24 protein-coding genes are annotated in these 23,451 nt (G+C 67.5%); 13 read left to right on the forward strand and 11 right to left on the reverse strand.

From position 1 onward, the window contains the following. Nucleotides 1-852 carry a LysR family transcriptional regulator gene (locus EH231_RS02415; protein ID WP_090425138.1) on the forward strand — a complete coding sequence of 284 codons (852 nt, stop codon included), beginning with the start codon at nt 1-3 and terminating at the stop codon, nt 850-852. Between the two features lie 13 nt (nt 853-865). Then, nucleotides 866-1,957: a dual-specificity RNA methyltransferase RlmN gene (gene rlmN / locus EH231_RS02420; RefSeq protein WP_044517560.1), complete on the forward strand. Its 1,092-nt coding sequence runs from the start codon at nt 866-868 to the stop codon at nt 1,955-1,957. Nucleotides 1,958-2,073: 116 nt separating this feature from the next. On the opposite strand, the gene EH231_RS02425 is transcribed toward rlmN, so the two are convergent. From EH231_RS02425 to EH231_RS02440, 4 genes are all read right to left on the reverse strand, one after another. Further along, nucleotides 2,074-2,481: a nuclear transport factor 2 family protein gene (locus tag EH231_RS02425; protein WP_090425140.1), complete on the reverse strand. Its 408-nt coding sequence runs from the start codon at nt 2,479-2,481 to the stop codon at nt 2,074-2,076. Continuing rightward, on the reverse strand, nt 2,481-3,965 hold the full coding sequence (locus tag EH231_RS02430) for an aldehyde dehydrogenase family protein (RefSeq protein ID WP_124711797.1): 1,485 nt from the start codon (nt 3,963-3,965) through the stop codon (nt 2,481-2,483). The genes EH231_RS02425 and EH231_RS02430 overlap by 1 nt, the downstream gene beginning before the upstream one ends. A gap of 137 nt (nt 3,966-4,102) precedes the next feature. After that, on the reverse strand, nt 4,103-4,660 hold the full coding sequence (locus EH231_RS02435; RefSeq protein ID WP_090425142.1) for a TetR/AcrR family transcriptional regulator: 558 nt from the start codon (nt 4,658-4,660) through the stop codon (nt 4,103-4,105). A 43-nt stretch (nt 4,661-4,703) separates the two neighbouring features. After that, nucleotides 4,704-5,843, reverse strand: coding sequence for a phosphotransferase (locus EH231_RS02440; protein ID WP_124711798.1), 1,140 nt, complete (start codon nt 5,841-5,843; stop codon nt 4,704-4,706). 55 nt (nt 5,844-5,898) lie between these two features. Here EH231_RS02440 and EH231_RS02445 point away from each other — a divergent pair, with 55 nt between their 5' ends. Next, nucleotides 5,899-7,080 carry a CaiB/BaiF CoA transferase family protein gene (locus tag EH231_RS02445; RefSeq protein WP_124711799.1) on the forward strand — a complete coding sequence of 394 codons (1,182 nt, stop codon included), beginning with the start codon at nt 5,899-5,901 and terminating at the stop codon, nt 7,078-7,080. Here the strand turns inward: EH231_RS02445 and EH231_RS02450 are convergent. Together EH231_RS02450 and EH231_RS02455 are read right to left on the reverse strand one after the other, a co-directional pair. Then, nucleotides 7,068-9,290: a glycoside hydrolase family 3 C-terminal domain-containing protein gene (locus tag EH231_RS02450; protein ID WP_241177869.1), complete on the reverse strand. Its 2,223-nt coding sequence runs from the start codon at nt 9,288-9,290 to the stop codon at nt 7,068-7,070. The genes EH231_RS02445 and EH231_RS02450 overlap by 13 nt on opposite strands. 36 nt (nt 9,291-9,326) lie before the next feature. Next, nucleotides 9,327-9,863, reverse strand: coding sequence for a TetR/AcrR family transcriptional regulator (locus EH231_RS02455; protein ID WP_090425145.1), 537 nt, complete (start codon nt 9,861-9,863; stop codon nt 9,327-9,329). An 87-nt stretch (nt 9,864-9,950) separates the two neighbouring features. On the opposite strand from EH231_RS02455, the gene EH231_RS02460 reads away from it, so the two are divergent. Both EH231_RS02460 and EH231_RS02465 read left to right on the forward strand, forming a co-directional pair. Beyond that, on the forward strand, nt 9,951-11,207 hold the full coding sequence (locus EH231_RS02460; RefSeq protein ID WP_090425146.1) for a cytochrome P450: 1,257 nt from the start codon (nt 9,951-9,953) through the stop codon (nt 11,205-11,207). An 11-nt stretch (nt 11,208-11,218) separates the two neighbouring features. Further along, nucleotides 11,219-11,410, forward strand: a complete 192-nt coding sequence (locus tag EH231_RS02465) for a ferredoxin (protein WP_090425147.1) — start codon at nt 11,219-11,221, stop codon at nt 11,408-11,410. Nucleotides 11,411-11,413: 3 nt separating this feature from the next. Here EH231_RS02465 and EH231_RS02470 read toward each other — a convergent pair whose 3' ends face one another. The 3 genes from EH231_RS02470 to EH231_RS02480 are packed head-to-tail and all read right to left on the reverse strand — an operon-like array spanning nt 11,414 to nt 13,654. Next, nucleotides 11,414-11,887, reverse strand: a complete 474-nt coding sequence (locus EH231_RS02470) for a cytochrome P450 (protein ID WP_124711800.1) — start codon at nt 11,885-11,887, stop codon at nt 11,414-11,416. Between the two features lie 36 nt (nt 11,888-11,923). Beyond that, nucleotides 11,924-12,745, reverse strand: a complete 822-nt coding sequence (locus EH231_RS02475; protein WP_124711801.1) for a thioesterase family protein — start codon at nt 12,743-12,745, stop codon at nt 11,924-11,926. Between the two features lie 9 nt (nt 12,746-12,754). Continuing rightward, nucleotides 12,755-13,654 (reverse strand): SMP-30/gluconolactonase/LRE family protein, encoded by a 900-nt coding sequence (locus tag EH231_RS02480; protein WP_124711802.1) that lies wholly within the window; start codon nt 13,652-13,654, stop codon nt 12,755-12,757. A gap of 75 nt (nt 13,655-13,729) precedes the next feature. On the opposite strand from EH231_RS02480, the gene EH231_RS02485 reads away from it, so the two are divergent. From EH231_RS02485 to EH231_RS02520, 8 genes are all read left to right on the forward strand, one after another. Beyond that, on the forward strand, nt 13,730-14,434 hold the full coding sequence (locus tag EH231_RS02485) for an NIPSNAP family protein (RefSeq protein WP_124711803.1): 705 nt from the start codon (nt 13,730-13,732) through the stop codon (nt 14,432-14,434). 7 nt (nt 14,435-14,441) lie between these two features. Next, nucleotides 14,442-15,671, forward strand: a complete 1,230-nt coding sequence (locus EH231_RS02490; RefSeq protein ID WP_090425152.1) for a cytochrome P450 — start codon at nt 14,442-14,444, stop codon at nt 15,669-15,671. Nucleotide 15,672: 1 nt separating this feature from the next. Continuing rightward, complete coding sequence (locus EH231_RS02495; protein ID WP_124711804.1) at nt 15,673-16,641, forward strand: zinc-binding dehydrogenase; 969 nt, start codon at nt 15,673-15,675, stop codon at nt 16,639-16,641. Continuing rightward, a complete protein-coding gene (locus EH231_RS02500) occupies nt 16,638-17,450 on the forward strand; it encodes an HpcH/HpaI aldolase family protein (RefSeq protein ID WP_090425154.1) in 813 nt (270 codons plus the stop codon). Before EH231_RS02495 ends, EH231_RS02500 begins: the two co-directional genes overlap by 4 nt. A gap of 11 nt (nt 17,451-17,461) precedes the next feature. Then, on the forward strand, nt 17,462-18,193 hold the full coding sequence (locus tag EH231_RS02505; protein WP_090425155.1) for an SDR family NAD(P)-dependent oxidoreductase: 732 nt from the start codon (nt 17,462-17,464) through the stop codon (nt 18,191-18,193). A gap of 5 nt (nt 18,194-18,198) precedes the next feature. Continuing rightward, nucleotides 18,199-19,707, forward strand: coding sequence for a flavin-containing monooxygenase (locus EH231_RS02510; protein ID WP_409542520.1), 1,509 nt, complete (start codon nt 18,199-18,201; stop codon nt 19,705-19,707). 3 nt (nt 19,708-19,710) lie between these two features. Next, nucleotides 19,711-20,634, forward strand: a complete 924-nt coding sequence (locus EH231_RS02515) for an alpha/beta hydrolase (RefSeq protein WP_090425157.1) — start codon at nt 19,711-19,713, stop codon at nt 20,632-20,634. Between the two features lie 196 nt (nt 20,635-20,830). After that, a complete protein-coding gene (locus tag EH231_RS02520) occupies nt 20,831-22,069 on the forward strand; it encodes a MinD/ParA family ATP-binding protein (RefSeq protein WP_090425158.1) in 1,239 nt (412 codons plus the stop codon). Between the two features lie 60 nt (nt 22,070-22,129). Here the strand turns inward: EH231_RS02520 and EH231_RS02525 are convergent, their stop codons facing one another. After that, the gene (locus EH231_RS02525; protein ID WP_090425159.1) at nt 22,130-22,603 is read right to left on the reverse strand and encodes a polyketide cyclase; all 474 of its coding nucleotides are present in this window, start codon (nt 22,601-22,603) and stop codon (nt 22,130-22,132) included. Between the two features lie 46 nt (nt 22,604-22,649). Beyond that, nucleotides 22,650-23,357, reverse strand: a complete 708-nt coding sequence (locus tag EH231_RS02530; RefSeq protein ID WP_124711806.1) for a DUF427 domain-containing protein — start codon at nt 23,355-23,357, stop codon at nt 22,650-22,652. Nucleotides 23,358-23,451: the final 94 nt, after the last annotated feature.

Here is a 23,451-nt window from a genome sequence, read left to right on the forward strand (position 1 = left end):
ATGGGTCAGGTGCTGGATATCGCACCGCTGCGCAGCCTGGTGGCGGTGGCGGACTGTGGCGGGTTTCACCGCGCCGCCGCGGTGTTGCACATGACGCAGTCCGCTGTCAGTCAGCATGTACGGCGGATCGAGGCCGTCGTCGGCGGTCCCGTCGTCGAACGGTCCGGCCGCGGTGTGGCCTTCACCGAACTGGGGCATCGCGTTCTCGGGCACGCCCGGGGCATCCTTGCCGCTCACGACGCGGCGCTGACCGATCTCGGTGCGGCCGAGGAACAGGTGCTGCTGATCGGCGCCACCGAGCACGGCGCCGACGTCATGTTGCCCGCCCTCACGGCGGCGCTGGGCGAGCGCTTGCCCAACTGGCGGCTGCGGTTTCGTCTCGACCGCAATGTCATGCTCGCCGACGCCCTCGAACACGGTCTGGTCGATCTGGCCGTGATGCTCGACGGTTCCGGGATGGATCCCGCTCACGCCTCCGGAACGCTTGCGCTGAAGTGGGTTTCGGGCCGCGGCTTCGGCACCGGTGTGAACCAGCCGTTGCCGGTGGTGATGTTCTCCGAACCGTGCACATTGCGTGAACCCACGTTCGCCACGCTCGACCGGTGCGGGACCGACTACCGCATCGCCGCCGAATCCGCGAACCTGTCCGGCCTGTTCGCAGCGGTGCGTTCCGGCCTGGGCGTGGCACTGCTGCCGATGATCGGCCGACTGCCCGACGGGCTGTGTCTGGCCGAGGGGCTGCCCCCGGCCAGCCGCGCATCGGTGTTCGTCCGCGGCCGCGCCGGGGTGGATACCGGTGTCCTGGACACCGTTGAGCGGACCGTTCACGACGTTCTCGCCGGACAAGCCTGATACTGGACAAGACATGAAGCAGGAATTGGTCTTCGAAGCCCCGCGACGCCGCATGCCGCCGCGACACCTTGCCGACCTCGACGAGGACGGCCGTGCTGCTGCCGTCACCGAGCTGGGTCTGCCGAAATTTCGGGCCAAGCAGCTGGCCAACCAGTACTACGGCCGCCTGATCGCCGATCCGAAGCAGATGACCGACCTGCCCGCCGCCGTGCGGGATCAGGTGGCCGAGGCACTGTTCCCGGCGCTGATCGATCCGGTGAAGCAGATCCAGTGCGACGCGGGCGAGACCCGCAAGACACTGTGGCGCGCGGTGGACGGCACGACGTTCGAATCGGTGCTGATGCGCTATCCGCAGCGCAATACGGTGTGCATCTCTTCGCAGGCCGGCTGCGGCATGGCCTGCCCGTTCTGCGCCACCGGCCAGGGCGGTCTGATGCGCAACCTGTCCACCGGCGAGATCCTCGAACAGGTCCGCTCGGCGTCGTCGGCCATGCGGCTGGAGCATGACGGGCGGCTGTCCAACATCGTGTTCATGGGCATGGGTGAGCCGTTGGCCAACTACAACCGGGTGCTGGCGGCCGTCAAGCGCATCATCGCCCCGCCGCCGAACGGCTTCGGGATCAGCGCCCGCTCGGTGACGGTGTCGACGGTGGGGCTGGCCCCGGCCATTCGCAAACTGGCCGACGAGCGCCTCGGTGTCACCCTGGCCGTATCCCTGCACACCCCCGATGACGAACTACGCGACACGCTGGTGCCGGTGAACAACCGGTGGAAGGTCGACGAAGTCCTCGATGCCGCGCGGTACTACGCCGATGTCACCGGACGGCGGGTGTCCATCGAGTACGCGCTGATCCGTGATGTCAACGATCAGCCTTGGCGCGCAGACCTTCTCGGTAAGAAGCTGCACGCCAAGCTGGGGCAGTTGGTGCACGTCAACCTCATTCCGCTCAACCCGACGCCGGGCAGTGAATGGGACGCCAGTCCCAAACCTGTCGAGCGGGAGTTCGTCAAACGCGTTCAGGCCAAGGGAGTCTCGTGCACCGTGCGCGACACCCGGGGGCGTGAGATCGCCGCGGCCTGTGGCCAGCTGGCCGCCGAGGGCTGAGCTTTCTGCGCCGAGACTGCGCCCAGATCACCGAGACTGCGCCCAGATCGCGTTCTCGCGGAAAATGGCGATCTGTACGCAGTGTCGGTGGGCTGTAGGCAGTCTCGGGAGCGCACCTACCCCGGCGGGTTGGTGAACCAGAGATTCTCCTCGCGCAGGCTGCGGCTGCGCCAGCCGTCGGGCGTGCGCACCAGTTCGTGGTGGTAGTACCCGCCGCACGCACTGATCTCCGCCATCCCTGGCAGCTGCATGGGGTTGTAGAACATCGCCCGCACGCTCGCGGTGTCCCCGGCGGTCTCGAGGATCTCGATGTTGGTGATGTAGTGCATGCTCCACGGGATCACCCCGAAGTTCGCGGCGAACCAGTCGACCACCTCGTCACGCGTGCCCACGACGGCGCCCGCCGACGAGTAGTCGATGTGGGCGTCCTCGGTGAACACCGACCGGTACAGCTCCCAGTCCTTGGAGTCGACTGCCCGGGCGTACCGGTAGAGCAGGGCCGAGATCTCAGAATGCTCGCTCACTACTCGGGCATCCCGATCGTCTTAGACTCGAAGTACTCCTTGAAGCCTTCCTCGCCGTTACGCCGGCCCAGGCCGCTCTGCTTGGAACCGCCGAACGGGCTGTTGATGCCGAAGTGGCTGCGGCTGTTGATGGTGACGTTGCCGGTGCGGATGCGTCGCGCGATGGCGAAGGCCCGGTCCACGTCGCCGGAGGAAACCTCCCCGGACAGGCCGTAGATGGAGTTGTTGGCGATGGCGACCGCCTCGTCGTCGGAGTCATACGGGGTGACCGTCAGTACGGGTCCGAAGATCTCCTCCTGCGCGACCTGCGAATCGGGGTCGACGTCGGCGAGCAGGGTGGGCTGGGTGTAGTAGCCCGTGGGCAGGTTCTCCGGAACGCCGCCGCCGGTGACCAGGCGTGCCCCGGACTCGATGCCGGATCTGATGAGCCCCAGCACCTTGTCACGCTGGGTCGCGCTGATCTGCGGACCCTGCATGATGCCCGGTGTCCACGGGTCGCCGACGGGGAAGTTCTCCATCGCGCCCTTGAGGAGCTCGAGGCCCTCGTCGTAGCGGCTGCGGGGGAGCAGGATTCGGCTGGGCAGGATGCAGGACTGCCCGCTCATGACGCAGGCCATCATCGCCGCGATCGGCAGCGCCGAGTTGAAGTCGGCATCGTCGAGCACGATGTGGGCCGACTTGCCGCCCAGCTCGAGCATGGTCTTCTTGACCGTGGAGGCACCGGCGGCCAGGATCGCGCGCCCGGTCGCGGTGGAGCCGGTGAAGGTGATCATGTCCACCCGCGGGTCCGCCGACAGTGCGGCACCGACCTCATTGGCGCCTGCCACCACGACGTTGAACACGCCGGCCGGGATGTCGGTGTGTTCGGCGACGATGCGGCCCAACTCGGTACCCGACCACGGGGTGAGCTGCGCGGGCTTGAGCACCACGGTGTTGCCGGCCATCAACGCCGGAACCGTCTCGGCGATGTTGAGGTAGAACGGCACGTTCCACGGGGTGATCGCGCCGACCACGCCGACCGGCTCGTAGGCGATCTTGCGCCGCGCCGGCCCCAGCTGGGTCTGGTGCACGCCGTTGTCGACGACGTAGTCGAAGCTCCTCCCGTACTCGGCCCAATGCTTGACCTCGCCGATCGGGTCCTCGATCTGTGAGCCCGTGACGGTCACCGGACAGCCGACCTCGGTGATCAGCACCCGGCGCAGCCGCTCCTTCTCGGATTCCAGCGCGTCGTGCAGCTGCATCAGGCAGTGGTAGCGGAACTCGACGTCGCGGCTCCAGTCGGTTTCGTCGAACGCCCTTCGCGCGGCGCCCACGGCACGTTCGATGTCGGCCACGGTGCCGTCGGTCGCATGGCCGGCCACCTGCTCGCTGGCCGGGTGGATGACGTCGAATTTCGCACCGCTGCCGGTGTATTGGAGTTCACCGTCGATGAGCATCCGCTCGTCACCGGCGAGCACGCCGGTGTCGCTCTGCACCTGAGTCATAGGAGACAGCTTTACAAAAATTGCGTGTCGTGTCACCCCTTTGGAAGAAGGATTGACCGATCGATGAAACTCTGCGATCGTAGAGTGTCGTTGACGCGGAGACGGGAGGTGTGGATGGTGGAACGGTAGAAGGCGGGTCAGTTCGTGTCGGGCTGTTTGATACCGACGGCGTGGCGCAGCTGCGCCAGGAATTGATCGCCGTCATCGCTGCGCACGATGTAGTGCGAGACCGCGACCCGGATCGCGGTGGCGGCCTTGACCGGCGCGTTGGCACCCGACAGGAGTTTGAGCAGCCGCGCCCGCATCAGCGGGATGACGTTGGCCAGTTGGGCGATCACGACTTCGGGCTCGATGTCGACCAGCCGGACCCCGGAATACGACTGCTGGTACTGCACGATGAAACGCAGTGCGGCGTCGAGCTTCTCGGTGCCCCGCAGGCCGACGGTGGCATGGCTCATGCCGTGGTCGAACATCTCGCGCTCGTAGGTGCCGAACGCGGCGAGAAGCTCCTGTTTGTCGGCGAACCAGCGGTACAGCGTGGGCCGGGAGACGCCGGCCTGCAGCGCCACCTCGGAGAGGCTCAGCTTGGTCTGGCCGCTGCGCGCCAGTACCTCGGCTGTCGCGACCAGGATTCGGTGGCGCGTCGAGGTGTCTTCCAGTGATACGTCCCGCTGCGCGGGTGCAGGTTCATTCACGTCCAGGCCTTGGTTGATCGTGGTTCACCAAATGGTAGGACCATCACAGCAACTTCTTGAGTATTGCCACAGTCTCCAGGTCTGCCAAAGCTGCCACGCCCCGTCTCGCGCCTTCCAGTGCGATGCCTTCGTCCTGCATACCGCCGAGTCCGGCGGTGATGACGGGTGCGGTGTACGCATAGATCGCCCCGAGGCGGTAACGCTCCCACAACTCGTCGTGCTCCAGGGCCGGGCCGCCGGCCGCGGCGAGAGCCCGTCGGTACTCGTCGAGCAGGTCACGCTCGGCGGCCTGCCGGTCGGCCGTGGTCATACAGGTGACCAGGGTGTATGCCAGCTCGCGGCCCGGATGGCCGCGGCGCACCGCCTGCCAGTCGAGCAGGCCCGCTTCGCCGTCGCGGAAGAACAGGTTGCCCGGATGTGCGTCACCGTGCATCACGGTATGTGGCGGGCGGTCCAGCAGCTGTGCCGCCGCACGGTAGTTCTCGTCGATGAACCGGCCGTCGGCTACCGGGATGTCGGTGTTCTCGGCCAGTCGTTTGGTCGACATCTTCAACAGCGAGCCGGTCATCAACGAGGTGTGGTCGCCCGATGCCGAGTACAGCCAGCCCAGCGGCCCGCTTCCGCTGCGTTGCGGCAGGCGTCCCCAGAAGGCGGCGTGCACGCGGGCCAGCAGCTCAACCGTCATGGCGGCCCGGTCCTTGTCCAGCGGGTGCAGGGTGTCCGGGAACTCGCAGGGACTCAGTGCCAGGTCTTCCAGCACGAGCACGTACCGCCCGGTGAGGGCGTCGAAGGCCGCCCCGTAAGCACGGGGAATGCCGGGCAGGCCTTCGGCGAGCTGCTGGTAGAAACGAACCTCGGTGTGTCCCAACCGGCCCAGCTCGCCCATCATCCGGGTGGCGCCCGTCTCGGCGGGCATTTTCACGAAGACCGAATCCGGCACCCCGGCACCCGACAGCGCCAGTCGCGCACGTGACGACGTGCCCGCATCGCCTCCGGCCATCGACACCGATTCGACGCGGAACCCGGTCAGTTCGGACAGGTAGGACGCATCGAGGTCAGCGATCCGTCGGGGTAGTGACCGCATGCGCCCGATGACCGCGTCGGTTGCGATACGTTGCACGCCGTGGCCGATATGTGCGGCCAGGCCGACAGCGGGAACGAGGCGGCGGGCCGATGTGAGCATTCGGAAAGTTTACAATTATGAGTCAAATTGTAAAGCGGTTTCGGGAAGGGGCGGCATGGCGGGTCCGATGGAGGGATTTCGGGTCGTCGAGTTGGGTGTCTGGGTTGCCGCACCGGCGGCCGGAGCGCTCCTTGCCGACTGGGGCGCCGACGTCATCAAGATCGAACCGCCGTCGGGCGACCCGGCGAGAACCTTCGGCCGGATGCTCGGCCTGGATCCAGACCTGGGGGTGGCGGCCAACCCGCCCTTCGAGATGGACAACCGGTCCAAGCGCAGCGTCGTGCTCGACCTCGGTACCGCCGAGGGGCGGGACACTGCAGGCGAATTGCTCTCCACCGCAGACGTTTTCCTGACCAACGTGCGGCCCGCCGCGTTGCGGCGGCTGGAACTCGACTTCGAGACCGTCGCGGCCCGCAATCCACGCCTTGTGTACGGGTTGATCACCGGATACGGATTGACCGGACCCGAGGCGGACCGCGCGGCCTACGACGTCGCCGCGTTCTGGGCCCGCGCCGGGCTTGCCGACCTGCTCACCCGGCCCGGGGACACCCCGCCGTTCCAGCGCGGTGGGATGGGGGACCACTCCGCGGGGATGACGCTGGCGGCCGCGGTGTGCGCCGCGCTGCTGGCCCGAAACCGCACCGGGACCGGCCAATTGGTCAGCACCTCGCTGTACCGCCAGGGCGCCTACACCGTCAGCTTCGACCTCAACACCGTGCTGATGAGCGGTGAGCAGATCGCGATCGGTCAGCGTGAGGCGATGGCCAACCCGTGCATGAACAACTACACCACCGGTGACGGGAAACGGTTCTGGATCGTCGGGCTGCAGGGGGACCGGCACTGGCCCGCACTGTGTCGCGTGGTGGCCCGCGAAGACTGGCTGACCGACGCACGTTTCGCCACCGCGCGTGATCGATACGTCAACGCCCGCGAGCTGATCGCCGATCTGGACGCCATTTTCGCCGAGCGGCCAATGGAGCACTGGGCCACCCTGTTCGACGAGGAACCCGACTTCTTCTGGTCACCGATCAACAGTCTCGACGACGTGATCGCCGACGAGCAGTTCCACGCCGCGGGCGGCATTGTCGAAGTCCCCGACGGGATTTCGACGGTGCCGATGGTGGCCAGCCCGGCCGACTTCTCGGCCACCCCGTGGCAGCCGCGCATGATCGCCCCGGCGCTCGGCGCCCACACCGACGAGATCCTGGCCGAGCTGCGCGGTGGTCAGGATCGCTGAGCGTTGATGCCCGCGAGCAGTTCATCGAGCTGCTCGCGGGTGACCTTGCCCGCCGAGAACGCGGCCATCCGCCCGATCGGCACCGACTCCAGCATCCGCAGCAGGTTGCTGCCGAATGCGGAATCGGCTGTGCCGAACGGGGAGGCGCTGCCCAGTATCGCGAGAATCGTCTGCGCCGCCGCCGGGTCGGCAAGCAGTTCCGCCAGCGTTGAATCGCGGGTGAACGGCTGCGTCGGTTCATCGCCGGCCACTGTCACCGTCGCCGTCACCCGCAGGTCCCGGCTCGATGCACCGACCGACACGGCATACTCGCCGGGCTCGACGACCCAGCGCCCGGCAGTCGTGCTCCAGTACGCGAGATCGATTCGGCTGATCGGGATTTCGACGGCACGTCGCTCGCCCGGTTCGATCGTCACCGCGGTGAAACCGGCCAGCCACCTGACTGGCCTGCCGACGGCGGATCCAGGTAGCCCGGCGTAGACCTGCACCACCTCACGGCCCGGCCGGGCGCCGGTGTTGGTCACCGTGAGCCGCACCGACAGTCCCTCACCGACGGCGTCGACTTCGAGGCCGGAGTAATCCAACCGGGTGTAGGACAGGCCGTGGCCGAACGGGAACGCCACCGGGATGTCCCGGCTGTCATACCAGCGATAGCCGACGAATATCCGCTCGCCGTAGACGGTATGGCCGGATTCGGACGGAAAGTTCAGGTAGGCGGGAGAATCCTGCAGTCGCAGCGGCACCGTCTCGGCCAGCCGGCCCGACGGGTTGACGACGCCGAACAGCACATCGGCCAGCGCACCACCCCCGGCCTGCCCGAGCAGGGCCCCGTCCACGAGGGCCGGGGCCAGGTCCGCGACAGCGTCGAGGCGCACCACGCCGCCATGGGACAGCACCACCACGGTACGGGGCTGGGCCTCGACCACGGCACGGAGCAGATCCAGCTGGGCGGCGGGCAGATCGATGTGCTCGCGGTCGTAGCCCTCGGACTCCTCTTCGGCGGTGAGCCCGAGGAATACGATTGCGGTGTCGGCGGATTCAGCGGCGCTGACCGCGGCCGCGATATCGCTTCCCGGACAATGGCTCACCGGCTGATCGCCCGCGAGCCTGCGGATCTCGTCCAGAGGGATGTCGAGGCGGGTGGGGTTCACATGGGAACTGCCGCCCCCCTGATATCTCGGCTCCTGGGCGAATCCGCCGATGACCGCCAGCGGCGACGGCGCCAGCGGCAGCAGATCGCCGTCGTTCTTCAACAACACGATGGCCCGCTGTGCCGCCTCGCGGGCCAGTTCGTGGTGCGCATCGAAATCGGCAGCACTGAATGAAGCTGCGGTGGTGCCTGTTTCGGTGACCCGCTGGGTCAGTCGAGCGACGCGACCCGCGGCGCGGGCGACGACGTCCGCGTCCAGGGACCCGGCACGCACCGCGTCCACCACCTCGGTGTCGGAGAGGCCGCCGGTCGTGGGCATCTCCAGGTCCAGGCCCGCGGCCACGGCCGCGACCCGGTCCGCCACCGCGCCCCAGTCGCTGACCACCACGCCGTCGAAACCCCATTCGTCGCGCAGCACCGTGGTCAGCAGCCAGGCGTTCTCGGACGCGTAGACCCCGTTGATCCGGTTGTAGGAACACATCACGGTCCAGGGCCGGGCCTGGCGCACCACGATCTCGAATGTCCGCAGATAGATCTCCCGCAGCGTGCGGACGTCGACGTCCGAACTGGCGCGCATCCGGTCGTGCTCGGCGTTGTTCACCGCGAAATGCTTGAGCGATGCACCGACACCGCGGCTCTGCACACCGCGCACCCACGCCGCGCCCAGCGTCCCCGAGAGCAACGGATCCTCCGAGTAGTACTCGAAGTTGCGCCCGCACCGTGGGTCACGCTTGATGTTGACTCCCGGCCCGAGCAGCACGTGCACGCCGAGCGCGCGGCTCTCGTCGCCCAGTGCCCGGCCGACTCGTTCCACCAATTCGGGATCCCAGGTCTGGCTGAGTCCGACCGCGGGGGGAAAGCAGGTCGCCGGCTCGCTGCCGGACAGGCCCAGATGATCTGTGGCGCTGCCGGATTGCCTGCGCACCCCGTGCGGGCCGTCGGTCAGCACGATCGCCGGCACCGCGCCGATCGCCCTGGTGGTCCAGAAGCTGGAGCCGCTGCCCAGCGCGGCCTGTTCGGCCAGGTCGAGCCCGACGATGGGATCAGCTGAGTCCGTCACCGGGCCCAGGGTAGCGCCGGAAGTGAAAAGACCTGGTCAATGCTGATGTTTTACCCGGGCGGCGTGGCGTAGCTGCGCCAGAAAATCGTCGGCGTCGTCGCTGCGCACCAGGTAGTGGCAGACCGCCACCCGCACCGCGGTGGCCGCTGCGATGTCGGCATCCGGCCCGGTTGTCAGTCGCTGCAGGCGTTCCCGCATCAGCGGGATCACCTGGGTGAGGCGCTTGATGACATGTTCCGGTTCGATGTCGACCATGCGTAGGCCCGGGTAGGACTGCTGATACTCGACGACGGTGCGCAGCGCGGCGTCGAGGTGTTCGTTGTCGGGCAGGTGGGCGGAGGCCTGGGCCACGGCCTGTTCGTAGTACTTGCGCTCCCACACCACGAATGCGTCGAGCAGTTCTTGTTTGGAGGCGAACCAGCGGTAGAGCGTGGGCCGGGAAACCCCGGCCTGCAGGGCGACCTCGGACAGGCTGAGCTTGGTCATGCCGTTGGCTCCGAGCACCTCGGCGGTCGCGGCCAGGATCCGTCCGCGGGTGCTGCTGTCGTCGTCGATGGACGATATTTCCGCCATGCCCACAGCTTTACAAACTATAGCCGAACTGTCACGCTAATTCGTGGCGCGACACCGTTGTCGGACGCCCGTGCAGGAGGGAACACCGTGACAGTTGCCAGCTCACCGCAGGCACGCGAATACAGCCCATTCGACATCACGTCGCACGATTTCTGGAGCCGGCCCTTCGCCGAGCGTGACGAGACATTCGCGCAGTTGCGTGCGGGTGAGGGCCTCAGCTGGCATCAGCCGCTGTCGACGCTGTTCGATGTCGAGGAGCCCGGTTTCTGGGCGGTGACCCGCCGCGCCGACATCCAGTTCGTGAGCCAGCACCCTGAGTTGTTCACCTCGACCCAGGGCGTTGCGCTGGATCCGATGCCGGCCGACGTGCAGAAGTTCGCCACCTTCTTCCTGATGATGGATCCGCCCGAGCACACCACGTACCGCCGCCTGATCAGCTCGGCGTTCACCCCGCGGAATGTGCGCAAGATCGAGGAGCAGATCCACCGCAACGCCGTCGCCGTCGTCGACGACCTGATCGGTGCCGGGGACGTCGACTTCGTTGACGCGTGCTCGGCGCAGCTGCCGATGCGGACGATCTCCGACATGCTCGGTGTACCCGCCGCCGATCAGCCCGCGCTGGCCAAGGCGGCCGAGAAGCTGTTCAGCATGAGCGATGACGAGTACTCGTCGCTCGAAGAGCGCGCGATGGCCACCATCAACGAGATCATGCTGATCTCGAACACGGGCGTGGAGCTGGCCAAGTTCCGGCGGTCCAATCCCGGTGACGACCTGATGACCAGCATCGTCAACGCCGAGGTCGACGGGCACCGGCTGACCGACGAGGAGATCGGGGCGTTCCTGATCCTGCTGGCCTCGGCGGGCAACGACACCACCAAGCAGACCACCACTCACGCGATGATGGCGCTGGCTGCCAATCCGGACCAGAAGGATTGGCTGTTGGAGGATTTCGACAACCGGATCGGCCTGGCCACAGAGGAATTCGTGCGGTGGGCCACCCCGGTGATCCAGTTCGCGCGGCATGCCACCGAGGACGTCGAGCTGGCCGGCCAGCAGATCAGAGCAGGCGAGAAGGTGGGCCTGTTCTACTGCTCGGGCAACCGGGACGAGTCGGTGTTCACCGACCCTCGGCGTTTCGACCTGAGCCGTTCTCCCAATCCGCAGGTCGGGTTCGGCGGTGGCGGCCCGCACTTCTGTCTGGGCAACCAGCTGGCCAAGACCGAGTTGCGGCACCTGTTCCGCGAGCTGCTGACCCGGCTGAGGACCGTCGAATTCGGTGAGCCCGAACTGCTGTACAGCAGCTTCGTGCACGGCATCAAGCGCGTGCCCGCGCACGTCGCGTAGGTCGGTACCCGATGCGCGTCGAAGTCGATCTGGGCAAGTGCACCGGGCATGGCATCTGCGAATCGATCGCCGAGGACGTGTTCGAGGTTTCCGACGAGGGCATGGTGCACATACACGGCGATGATCACCCGGAGAGCGACCGGGAACGCTTGCAGCAGGCCGTGACTCAATGCCCGGCGACCGCCCTGCGGATGCGGGGCTGAATGTCAGGCGGCCGCGATCAGCACCCGGCACGGCCCGCGCACCGTGTAGTTGGTGCCGTAGTCCAGGGGGCCGGCCAGCTGCCAGTCGCCCACGGTGTCGATCAGGTCCTCGACGAAGATCTGGGCCTGCAGGCGCGCCAGGTTCATGCCGAGGCAACTGTGTAGGCCGAACGCGAATCCCAGGTGGGACAGCTTGCGCCGGGTGATGTCGAATTCGTGGGGGCGCTCCCAGCGTCGCGGATCGCGGTTGGCCGCGCCCAGCAGCAGGGTGATCCGCTCGCCGTCGGCGACGGCGACGGCGACGATCGTCACGCAGTCACCGACCACATCACGGAAGATGGAGTGCGACACCGTTTCCAGACGGTGCACCTCTTCCGCCACATCGAGGGCCGCTCGACGCTGACGTCGATGGGTGTGGCGAGTGTGGCCGGCCTGACCCGTGACGTTCTTCGGCGAGCAGACACGTAGGTACCCAATTTTGGTGTCGACAGGGTACTTCCGCGTCTGCTCGCGCTAGGAAGATTTCGGTGGGCGGGGCCGCACCAGCACCGACTGCTGGATCGCGCCCACCGCGCCGGTCTGGTCGAACAGCGTCCCCACCGTGGCGCCGATGCCGTCGGGGCCGTAGTTCGTATCGGCGCGAATGCCGATCCACTCGCCGTCCGGTACCCGATGGATGTGCACCACCAGGTCCGTGTTAAGGAACGTCCACTTACGGATGTCGATCTTGGAGCCGATGCCGTTGGCGTCATCTGCCACCGCGAACAACCGTTGCAACGGTGTCATCGGCTCGCCCTTGACCACGTCGACCGTCGGCTTGAGCCAGGACTCACCCGGTCCGGGCGCCTGCGGCACGGTCAGCCAGCGCCAATCCACGCTGTGCACGTAGTTGGTCTCCCAGTTCTTGGCCATGTCGCGGCTGCGGGCCTGCGCCAGCGGCGGGAGCGGCTCGACGCCAGTGTGGGTGAGAGCGGTGGTGTCGAGTCGCGACATCCGCCAACCGCCGGCCCGCGCCACCACCCGGGGAGCGCCGTCGGGTCCGGGCGCCAGCATTTCGGCCCTGACCAGTTCGATCTGCTTGCCCGGTCGTTCCAGCTGTGCGCGCACCCACAGGTCACCTTCCGACGGCACCCCGCCCATCAGATCGATGGCTACCCGGCTCAGCCGGGTGTCGGCGCGGTACTCACAGCGTTCCAACGCACGCACCAGCAAGGCCGACACCGGCGCACCGTGCTGGATGGCCGCCGACCAGGTGCCGCGGGCCATGTCGGTCGCGCGGAATCTCTCACCGATCGCGTCGGTCTCGTCGATCAGCTCGTAGTAAGAGTCAGACATTTCTACCGTTCAGTGGTGATGGTGGGTGTCGTGATCGCCCGGTGCGGGGATTTCGACCATCAGCGCGTCGACCCGCGACAGTTTGGTGCCGATCAGGCGTTCCGGATAGGCGTCGGTGGTGGTGACCAGAAACAGGGTGCGTCCCTCGGCGCCGCCCAGGGCACACGCGATCGCGGTGCGGCCGTCGGCGTCGATCCGGTGCGTGACCGTCGCCTCGCCCTGTCCGCCGGCGGCGAACCGCTGGAACTCGTGCGCCAAGGTCAATGCTGCCCACACCCCGCCCTCGACGTCGATCGCGAGGCCGTCCGGCGGGCCGTCGAGACCCTCGGCGAACACCCGCCGGTCGGCGAGGCCGCCGTCGGCATCGATGGTGAAGGCGCTCAGTCGTCGCGCGGTGGACTCCGCGACGATCAGGGTGGTGCCATCCGGGGTGATCGCCATGCCGTTGGGAAAGTCGAGATGTTCGGCTACCACCGTCACCTGGTCGTCGGGGTCGATACGCACGATCACCCCGCCCCGACCCTCCCCGTCGCTGCGCTCGCCCCCGATGCGGGCCTGGGATCCGACATAGGCGCGGCCGTGCTCGTCGACCACCATGTCACCGAGGGCTGCGGGGACCAGGTCGCTGAGATCAGTCAGCAGTTCGACGGTGTCGCCGTCGTAACGCAGCACCTGGCGGCGCTCGGTGGACACGATCAGCAGGGTGCCGTCGGGCCGGAAACCCAGCCCGGACGGCGAATGTCCGGGTACAGGCAGGGTGGTCATGGAGCCTGACAGCGTGACGGTGTGCACCGCCTCGCCCAGCATGTCGGAAAACCACAGCATGCCCTCGAACCAGCGTGGCCCCTCGCCGAAACAGAAACCATGCGCCAGTTCGGTTGTCCCGGTTTGTTCGGTTCCCGCAGTCATGTCCCCGCACCTTTACAAAACACGCCACAAGTGTCACGCTCGCATGGTGCCACTGTCAACTATCGGAGCGTTGTGATGAAGAAGTTCTACGGCCACACGCTGCTGTATTTGCACGAGACCATCGACCTGGGGTCGGGTCGGACCGACCAGTTCACCGAGACCTTCGGTGAGGTCTACCGGCCGATGATGGAGGACCTCGGCGCCCGGCTGTTCGCGATCTGGGAGACCACGCCCTACAACGGGCACTGGCCGCAGGTGACGATCATCTGGGAGATCGACGCATTCTCCGACTACGCCCGCATCGGCAAGGCACAGGCGGTCGGGGGTAGTCATGAGAAGCCCGCACTCCAGTGGGCGACATACCTGTCCGAGCTCGGGGCCCGCGGCGAGGGCCGGATCATGTACGCCGGCAAGTACAACAGGACTCTCGCTCAGCTCCAAGAGGCGAACTTCGGTGCGGGCCTGGTTATTCAGGAGATCATGGAGACCAAGCCCGGGCGCCAGGACGACTACATCCGGGAACTCGAGCGGTTGTATGTGCCGTGGTCGGAGAGCACCGGCAAGCGCTGGCTGGGCTCGTTCATCACCACCTTCCGGTTCAACGAGGTGATCCACTACTGGGCACTCGACGACGATTGGGACTGCTTCGAGAACCATTACCCGTCGTGGAAGGGCGACCCGCCCGCGGAGATCGTCACCTGGATGAGCGTGGCCCCCGCGCTTCGCGACGGCTGGGAGGACTCCATCCTCTCGGCCCTGCCGCCGTCACCGCTGAAGTAACCCTGACATGAAACAGCCTGTGCTGCAGGATTTCACCTACGATCCGTTCGATCCGGACGTGATGGCCAACCCGTTGCCGTACTACCGGATCCTGCGCGACGAGTACCCGGTGTACTATATCGACAAATGGGACACGTACGCGCTGTCCCGGTTCGATGACATCTGGAACATGCTCGGAGTCAACGACGGAACCTTCGTCGCCTCCGAGGGGACCCTGCCGGCCGCGAACGTGCTGGCGCATCGCAACGTCGGCCCGGTGCCCGATCCGCCACTTCATCCCATGCCCTTCCATGCCAATTTCGATTCTCCGCTCTACGAGAACGTACGGCGGTGTACGTCGGCGCAGTTCCGGCCGCGATCGGCGGCCAAGTTGGCCGAGAGGATCCGGACGTTGGCCAACGAGCGTCTGGACGAGTTGTTGCCGCGCGGCACGTTCGACCTGACGCAGGACTACGGCGGCATCGTCGCCGCCGCGATGGTCTGCGAATTCGTCGGATTACCAGCCGATCTGGCGCCGGAGGTGTTGGCGACGGTCAACGCGGGCAGCCTCGCGCAACCCGGGGAGGGGGTCGAGGTCGGCAACGCCCGCCCCGGCTACCTGTCCTACCTCACCCCGATCATCGAGCGGCGGCGCGCGGCGGGCCATGACGGCAGCGTGCCCATCGCCGATGCCCTGATCGACTTCCGGCTGCCCGACGGGTCGGCCTTCGGGGACATGGAAGCCGCGGTGCAGATGCTCGGTGTGTTCATCGGCGGTACCGAGACGGTCCCGAAGATCACCGCGACCGGGCTGTGGCAGCTGCTTCGGCACCCCGACCAGTTGGCCGCAGTGCGTTCCGATCTCGACGGCAATGTGCCGGTCGCCCGAGAGGAGATCATCCGGCACAGCGCCCCGGCGCAGTGGTTCGCCCGAACGGTACGGCGGCCCTACGCGGTTCACGGCACCACCATCAATCCCGGCCAACGTGTCATCACGCTGCTGGCCTCGGCGGCCCGCGACGAACGGGAATACGACGATCCGGACGAATTCGTGTGGAACCGGCCCATCGAACGGCTGTTGTCGTTCGGCCACGGGCAGCATTTCTGTCTCGGCGTACATGTGGCCCGGCTGGAGATCACGATCATGATCCAGGAGTTCCTCAAACGCGTGCCCGACTATCGCATCGACGAGGCCGCGGCATCCCGGCCGCCGTCGAGTTTCCAGTGGGGCTGGAACAACATCCCCGTGGAGGTGTGACGTGTGGTCGTATCGGCTCGTCGCTCCCTATACGTTTGAGCGGAAAGATATTTCAGAACCATCGCCGGAATCGTTGACCGACGGCCAGGTGCTGCTCGACTTCCTCGCCGCCGGGATCTGCGGCAGTGACCTGCCCGGATTCCGTGGCACCCAAGGCAAGTTGCCGGGGGACACCGGATGCTGTGCGGCGGAGATGAACGGCTTCCCGATCCACGAGATCGTCGGCGAGGTATTGGCCAGCCGCCATCCCGATCACCGGCCGGGGGAGCGCGTGGTGGGTTGGGCGTCGGGCTTCGATGGTCTGATGGGCCGCGTGATCGCCGACGGAGCCGGGCTGGTCTCCCACGACCCGGCGCTGACCCCGGAACTGGCCGTCGGCCTGCAGCCGCTGGCATGCGTCTTGTACGCCGTCGAGCAACTGCCGGATCTGCGAGGCCGCCACGTCGCCGTCATCGGACAGGGCTCGATCGGCTTGCTGTTCTCCTATGTTGCAAAGGCTTTCGGTGCCGCGCGGGTCACCGGGGTGGACCCGCTGGACCGTTCTTCGGTAAGCGCGCACTTCGGGGTCGACGACGCGGTCCGGGCCACGAGCGACCGCTGGGTCCGGCACCTGGGACCGGTCGGCAAACCCGATGTCGTCATCGAAGCCGTCGGGCACCAGGTCGCCACGCTCAACCATGCATTGGAAGCCTCCGCGTTCGGGGGCACGGTGTTCTACTTCGGGGTGCCTGACGACGACAGCTATCCGATCAGCATGCGCACCATGTTGCGGAACAATCTGACCCTCAAATCCGGTGTCACACTGGACCGTCAGCGTGTGCTGCGCCGGGCCGACGAATTCGCCCGGGAGCATCCCGACCTGCTACCCAGGTACGTGACCCACACGTTCGGCTCGGACGATGTGCAGGCGGCGTTCGAACTGGCCTGCCGTCCCGTGCCCGAGCGCGTCAAGATCGCGATCACCCGGTGAGCCCGAGCAGACTGCAGGACGCGTTGGCCGCCAACGCCCAGGTGTGGGGCGGCTGGGTGGTCGGGCCGACGATCCTCGGCCCCGAGGAGTTCGCGGCGGCGGGTTACCACTACGTCGGATTCGACGTCCAGCATGGCTATCTCGATGATGCGGACGTGGCGCTGCTGTTGCGCCGGCTCGAGCATGTGCCGATCGCCACCGCGGTGCGGCTGCCCTCGGCCGACCCCGCGCCGATCGGCCGGGTGCTCGACGCGGGCGCCGACGCGGTGATCATCGCCATGGTGGAATCCACCGAACAGGCGGCCGCTGCGGTCGCGGCCACCCGTTACGCCCCGGCCGGGGTGCGCAGCTTCGGGCCATTGCGGGCGAGCCTCGGACACGACACCGCCGAGCTGGAGGCCCGGGCAAGTGTGTTCGCGATGATCGAGACCGCGCGGGGTCTGGCCGCTGCCGAGGAGATCTGTGCGGTGCCCGGCCTCACCGGGATCTACGTCGGTCCGGCGGACCTGGCCATCTCGATGGGATACCAACTCTCCGATGCCTGGACGCACCCCGAGGTGCGGGCGGCGATGGTCGCGGTCCAGACTGCCGCCCACGCGGCCGGACTGGTCTCCGGAATCCACGCCGGAGCAGGGAAGCTCGGAAAGGCCGTGGCCGACTTGGGTTTCCAGATGATCACCCTGGCCTCGGAATCCCAGGCGCTACGCCGTGGTGCCGCCGAGCACCTCGATGAGGCAACAGGAAGCGCCGGCGGACCGCTCGCACCCGGGCAGGCCGCGACCGGCACCGAACGAGGAGGCTACAACTGAACGCAGGAGCAGTGCCGAGCGGCGACCGGGTCGCGCTGGTGACCGGCGCCGCACGCGGCCAGGGCGCGGCCATCGTGCGCCGACTGGTGGCCGACGGCTACCGGGTGACAGCGGGTGATCTGCTGATCGACGAACTGACCGCCAGCACAGCCGAATTCGGTGACCGGGTGCTGGCCGTCCAGCTGGACGTGACCTCGTCCGAGCAGTGGCAGGCCGCGGTGCGGGCCACCGTCGAGCGGTTCGGTGGGCTCAACGCGCTGGTCAACAACGCTGGTGTGCTGCATCGGGCCCCGATCGCCGAGGAAACGGCGGCCGGATTCGAAGGTTCCTGGCGGGTCAACTGCCTGGGGCCGTTCCTCGGATTGCAGGCGGCGCTGGAGTCGCTCCGGCAGGCCGAAGGCGCTGCCGTGGTGAACACCTGCAGCACCGGCGCCGTCCGGCCGTTTCCGAACCATGCGGCCTACGGGTCGTCGAAGTGGGCGCTGCGCGGGCTCACCCAACTGGCGGCCGCCGAACTGGGCCGCGACGGTATCCGGGTAAACGCGGTGTTCCCGGGCCCTGTCGAGACTCCGATGCTCGACGAGTCGACCCAGGCCCGGCTGGCCGACCGGGCCACCTTGGGCCGGTTGGGCAAGCCGAGCGAAATCGCCGACGCCGTGGCGTTTCTGTTGTCGGGCCAGGCGACCTTCATCACCGGCTCAGAACTCCTCGTCGACGGCGGCCAATGTTTGCAGATCGGATAGTGCGCATGTCCAGCTCACCCTCAGTGGGGATCATCGGTGCCGGCCCGGGCGGGCTGGCGCTCGGAATCTTTCTGAAAAAGGCGGGTTTCGACGATTTCACCATCTTTGACCGCGAAGACGGCGTCGGTGGAACGTGGCGGATCAACACCTATCCGGGCCTGGCCTGTGACGTGAAGTCGCACCTGTACTCCTACTCCTTCGATCTCAACGCGGGCTGGAGCCGGCTGTGGGCGGGGCAGCCGGAGATCCTGGAGTACTTCGAGCGGTGCGCCGAGCGTTACCGGCTGGGCTCGCACCTGCGGCTGAACACCGAGATCGTTGCGGCGCACTGGGATTCCGGTGCCAACAACTGGGTGTTGACCACCGGGGCCGGTGTGCAGCACCGCTTCGACGTCGTGGTCTCGGCGATCGGCCTGTTCACCCAACCGCTGCGACCGGAGCTGGTACAGGAGGAGCCGTTCACGGGCACCCTCATGCACACCGCCGAGTGGGACCACGGCGTCGCGCTCGACGGGGCTCGCGTTGCCGTACTAGGTACCGGATCGACTGCCTCCCAGGTGGTTCCGGAGATGGCGAAGGTCGCCGAGAAGGTGTATTCGGTCCAGCGCTCGGCGACCTGGGTGTTGCCGAAACCCGACCGGCCGTACACCGCGCGGGAACGCTGGCTGTTCGCCCACGTGCCGTTCGCGAAGAAGATCTACCGGACCCGGCTCTGGCTACGCAGCGAGTCCAACATCGCCGTGATCGAGAACGGCAGCGACAAGACCCGGGAGTTCAAGGCGCTCGCGCTCAACCTCCTCGAATCAACGGTTGCCGACGAGGAACTGCGGGCACGGCTCACCCCGGACCATCCGCTGGGTTGCAAGCGGTTGGTGTTCTCGCCGGATTTCATCGCCACCCTGACCCGGCCCAACGTCGAGGTGGTGTCCAGCCCGGCCCGTGCGCTACGGGCCCGGTCTCTGGTCACCGAGGACGGCCGGGAACTCGACGTCGATGTGGTGGTGTGCGCCACCGGGTATGCGGCCGCCGACTATCTCGGGCAGATCGAGGTGACCGGCGAAAACGGGGTGTCGCTGCACGACACCTGGAGTGACGGGGCATTCGCCTACCTGGGGATGGCGGTGCCCGGCTTCCCCAACTTCTTCATGCTCTACGGGCCCAACACCAATGTCGGCTCCAACAGCGTCATCTTCATCCTGGAGGCGCAGGCTCGATACGTGGTTCGGGCACTGAAACACCTTCGGCGCAAACGTAAGGCCTATGTGGCGGTGCGTCCCAGCGCCATGACCGCGTTTCTCGCCGACATCGACCGGTGGATGCAGGGCACAGTGTGGCTGACCCGGTGCAGCAGCTATTTCCGGGCACCCAGCGGCCGGGTGGTCACCCAATGGCCACGCAGTGCCCGCGCATTCTGGTCGATGACCCGCCGGTTCCGGTCCGCCGACTACACTTTCGAACCGCCCACCAACTACCCGGCCCCGGTCTCCGCGGCCGCCGATCGGACGGACGGCTGAGCCATGTCATGGCTGGAGCGCCTCGACCCCGCGTTGCACGGATTTGCCGAGGCGCGCACCGACCTGTCCTCGGACCAGTTGGGCGTGGTGCGTACCTCACTGGATCAGCGACGCCGGGACGCTGCCCAGGTCCTGGACACGCCCGGCGTGGAGATCATCGGCGCCCGCGTCGCGCTCGGACGGCGCACCATCCCGGTGCGGATCTACCGCGGTGGACCGTCGCCGTCGCCCGCGGTGGTGTACTGCCATTCAGGTGCCTTCGTCCTGGGCAACCTGGACACCGACCAGATCCAGTGTGTGGAGTTGGCCCGGCGTGCCCGGTGCACGGTGATCGCCATGGACTACCGGCTCGCGCCCGAGTATCCCTATCCGGCCGCCTTCGATGACGCGATGGTGGTGCTCAACTGGGCGGCCACGCTGGCCGGCGAGCTCGACATCGACGCGGGCCGCATCGCGGTGGCCGGAAACAGCGCGGGCGGCTCGCTGGCCGCGCTCCTGGCGCAGCATTCCGCGGCAGGCTCCGCGCCCCCCATCGTGTTCCAGGCGCTGCACCAGCCGGTGCTCGACGACCGGTCCACCCGGTCGAAGGAGGAGTTCGCAGACACCCCGGGCTTCGACGGTCCGGCGACCGTCGCGATGTGGCGGCACTATGCGGGCGGCCGGGACGTGCCGGAGGCCGCTGTGCCCGCCCGGGCGGTCTCGCTGGCCGGTGTGGCGCCGGCGCTGATCACCTGCTCGGAGCTGGATCCGCTGCGCGACGAAGCGCTCGACTATGCGCGTCGGCTGTTGGCCGCGGGCGTTGCCACGGAACTGCATCTGTTCCCCGGGACGTGCCACGGCTTCGAATCGCTGCTTCCGGAGTGTGAGGTCAGCCAACAGCTTTTCGCGCTACAGGGTGCCGCGATGCGCCGTGCACTGCATGGTTGAGCTGGTAGCTGGGGGATCCGGGCGGTCGCTCGGCGGTGGTTGTGATCGACGTTGTGGGCAATAATGCAGGTCTGTTGCAAGTGAAACTCGCGCGGACAATCGGTACGGCCGGTGCGACGATGGCCCCGGCGGTGTGGCGGCGCACCCGAGGGCAACCTGGTCGCGTCGGGAGCGAGTGAGCGATTGAGAGGTATTCATGTCGGCCGACGACGACCGGCTCATGTACTCCGGAGATGCCAAACACGCCAGGGACCCGCTGGCGTACGGCGGGCTTGACGCCCTCCTGGGCGGCCCGGTCGCGGCGCTGCCGACCGGGCGGTCCCGGCACGGCGACGCCAGGGTGTCGACGCCACCGGTCGTTCTGACCTCGAATTTCGCCGCTCCCCGCGAAGCGGAGATCACCGCCAAGCTGCCCGTGGTTCCGGGCCGCCCGATCAGCGGGTCGTCCTCGGCGGGCAGCTGGATTCTGGAACAACCGATCCCGGCGGCCGCGCCCGGCGAACCCCGCGCCATCGACAACCTCTCCCGCGTCGGCGTGCGTTCCTCGGTCAAGATGCAGCCACGACGCGGCTGGCGGCGGGCGGTCTACGTCACCACCCGCCTCAACCTCGGGTTGTCCCGCGACGAACTCTACGAACTGGACCTGTATGCCCGGGTGCGCCGCACGGCCCGCGAATCCCACCAGATCGGGGTGTTCGGCCTGAAGGGCGGCGTCGGCAAGACCGCCGTCACGGTGGCGCTCGGATCGGTGCTGAGCGCGGTGCGCGGCGACCGGATCCTCGCGGTCGACGCCGACCCGGCCAGCGGCAATCTGGCCGACCGGGTGGGACGGCAGTCCGCGGCGACGGTCAGCGACCTCCTGGCCGCCAAGGACCTGTCGCGGTACAACGATGTCCGGGCCTTCACCAGCATGAACGAGTCCAAGCTCGAGGTGCTGTCCAGCGATGAGTACAGCGGCGCCAGCCGCGCCTTCAACGATGCCGACTGGAACGCCGCGACCGCCACGGTCTCCAAGCACTACAACCTGGTCCTGGCCGATTGCGCGGCGGACATGTTCGCCCCCGCGAGCCGCGGTGTGCTGGCGACGGTTTCGGGTGCGGTGATCGTGGCGAGTGCCTCGATCGACGGTGCCCGGCAGGCCGCGGTGACCATGGACTGGTTGCGCCACAACGGCTACCAGGACCTGCTGAACCGCTCCTGCGTCGTGGTCAACCACGTCGGGCCCCGCAAACCCAATGTGAACACCGGCGACCTGGTGCACCAGTTCCAGAAGCATGTGGCCCCGGGCCGGGTGTTCGTGTTGCCGTGGGACAAGCACATCGCCGCGGGCACCGAGATCCATTTCGACCTGCTGCGCCCGCAGTTCCGGCGTCGCACCCTGGAGTTGGCGGCGGCGCTGTCCGACGATTTCGAGGGCGGCGCCGCGCTTGCCTGATTCGCGGCTCAGCCGCGGTTGCCTGATTCGCGGCTCAGCCGCGGTCGCCTGATTCGCGGCTCAGCGCAGCGCCAGCTCCCGACCCACCGCGGCGTGATACCTGTCGATGTTGGCCGGATTGACCACCCGGAACAGTGCGTCCGGCAGCGGGGAATCCTTGTAGGCCTCGATGGTCATCGTCCGGCTGAACAGTGTGATGTCGTTGCCCGGTCGGGTGAACTGGTACTGCACGGTGATACGGCCTTCCATGCCGCCGTTCCCGTCACTGTCGTGGCCGAGCCGGCCCACCGAATTGAACACCCACATGCGCGGTCGCATGGCGATGGCCAGATGCCAGGTATAGATCTGTGCGCCGTCCGGTCCGGCCTCGGTCCAGGTGTCACCGACCTGCAGCGGCATCCGCTCCGGTAGTCCGCCGATGTGCGCGCTGCCCGGATACGTCTTCACCCAGTTCGCCGGATTGGTGACGAAGTCATAGACCTCCTCAGCGGATTGGGTGAAAGCCGTCTCGGAGCTGGTGGTCACGATGCCCAATGTCGGGTGCCTTCCTCGGTGATGCAGGTTGTCGTGGGTTTGCAGGTCAGAGTTCGCAGCCGCACGTGGCCGACGTCCCGGACGAGGGGAGTTCGGCGAGCACGTCTGCACGGGTTGCGTCGAAGCTGAGGAACCCCTGGATGGGCAGGGACTCCGGTGGGGTGTCGGGGTAGCTCCAGGCCACGTCGGCGATCACGGTGCCGCCGGCGACCACCGACCAGTAGGCGGCCGTGCCCTTGTAGTTGCAGTACGAGGTGGTCGTGCTGGGCCGCAGCAGATCGGTGCGGACCCGGGCGGGATCCACATAGAGCCGCGGTTCCAGGGCCGTCTCGAACACGATGATGGTGTCGTCGGTGTCGACCAGGACCGCGTCGCCGGCCGTCACCCGCAGGCCGCGGCGGGTCGGCCGGCAGTCGACCCGGTGGTAGGGGTTGGGCGGGTAGTGCACCAGCTTGCGTCCCTCTTCGAACCACGCTTCGACGGCGTCCCAGGGCACCGCGACATAGCCCGGTGCCTCGACCACCGGCTCGTGCGGAAGATCGCCGACATCATCGCTGCGGAACGCATAGCTGAGCGGGTGGCCGGCGCGATGCACCATCAGGGCGTGCTCGGTGTCGAGCACTGCGGCATCGCCGCGGAAGGCCTGGATGCGGCGCGGGTGAGGCTCGATGTAGACCGTGCCATCGGCCAGCGGGGGCGTGAACCAACCGGCCGGTTGTGTACTCAACGGACCCCGCCCTGCGACGAGACTCATTGCAGCACCTCCAATTTGGCTGATGGGCCGGGACCCGGGCGCGTCTTCGGGACGCATCGGTGCCGATCGTCAGGCCGACTGCTGCGTCAAGATA

This window comes from Mycolicibacterium nivoides (assembly GCF_003855255.1).
Classification (GTDB): Bacteria; Actinomycetota; Actinomycetes; order Mycobacteriales; family Mycobacteriaceae; genus Mycobacterium; species Mycobacterium nivoides.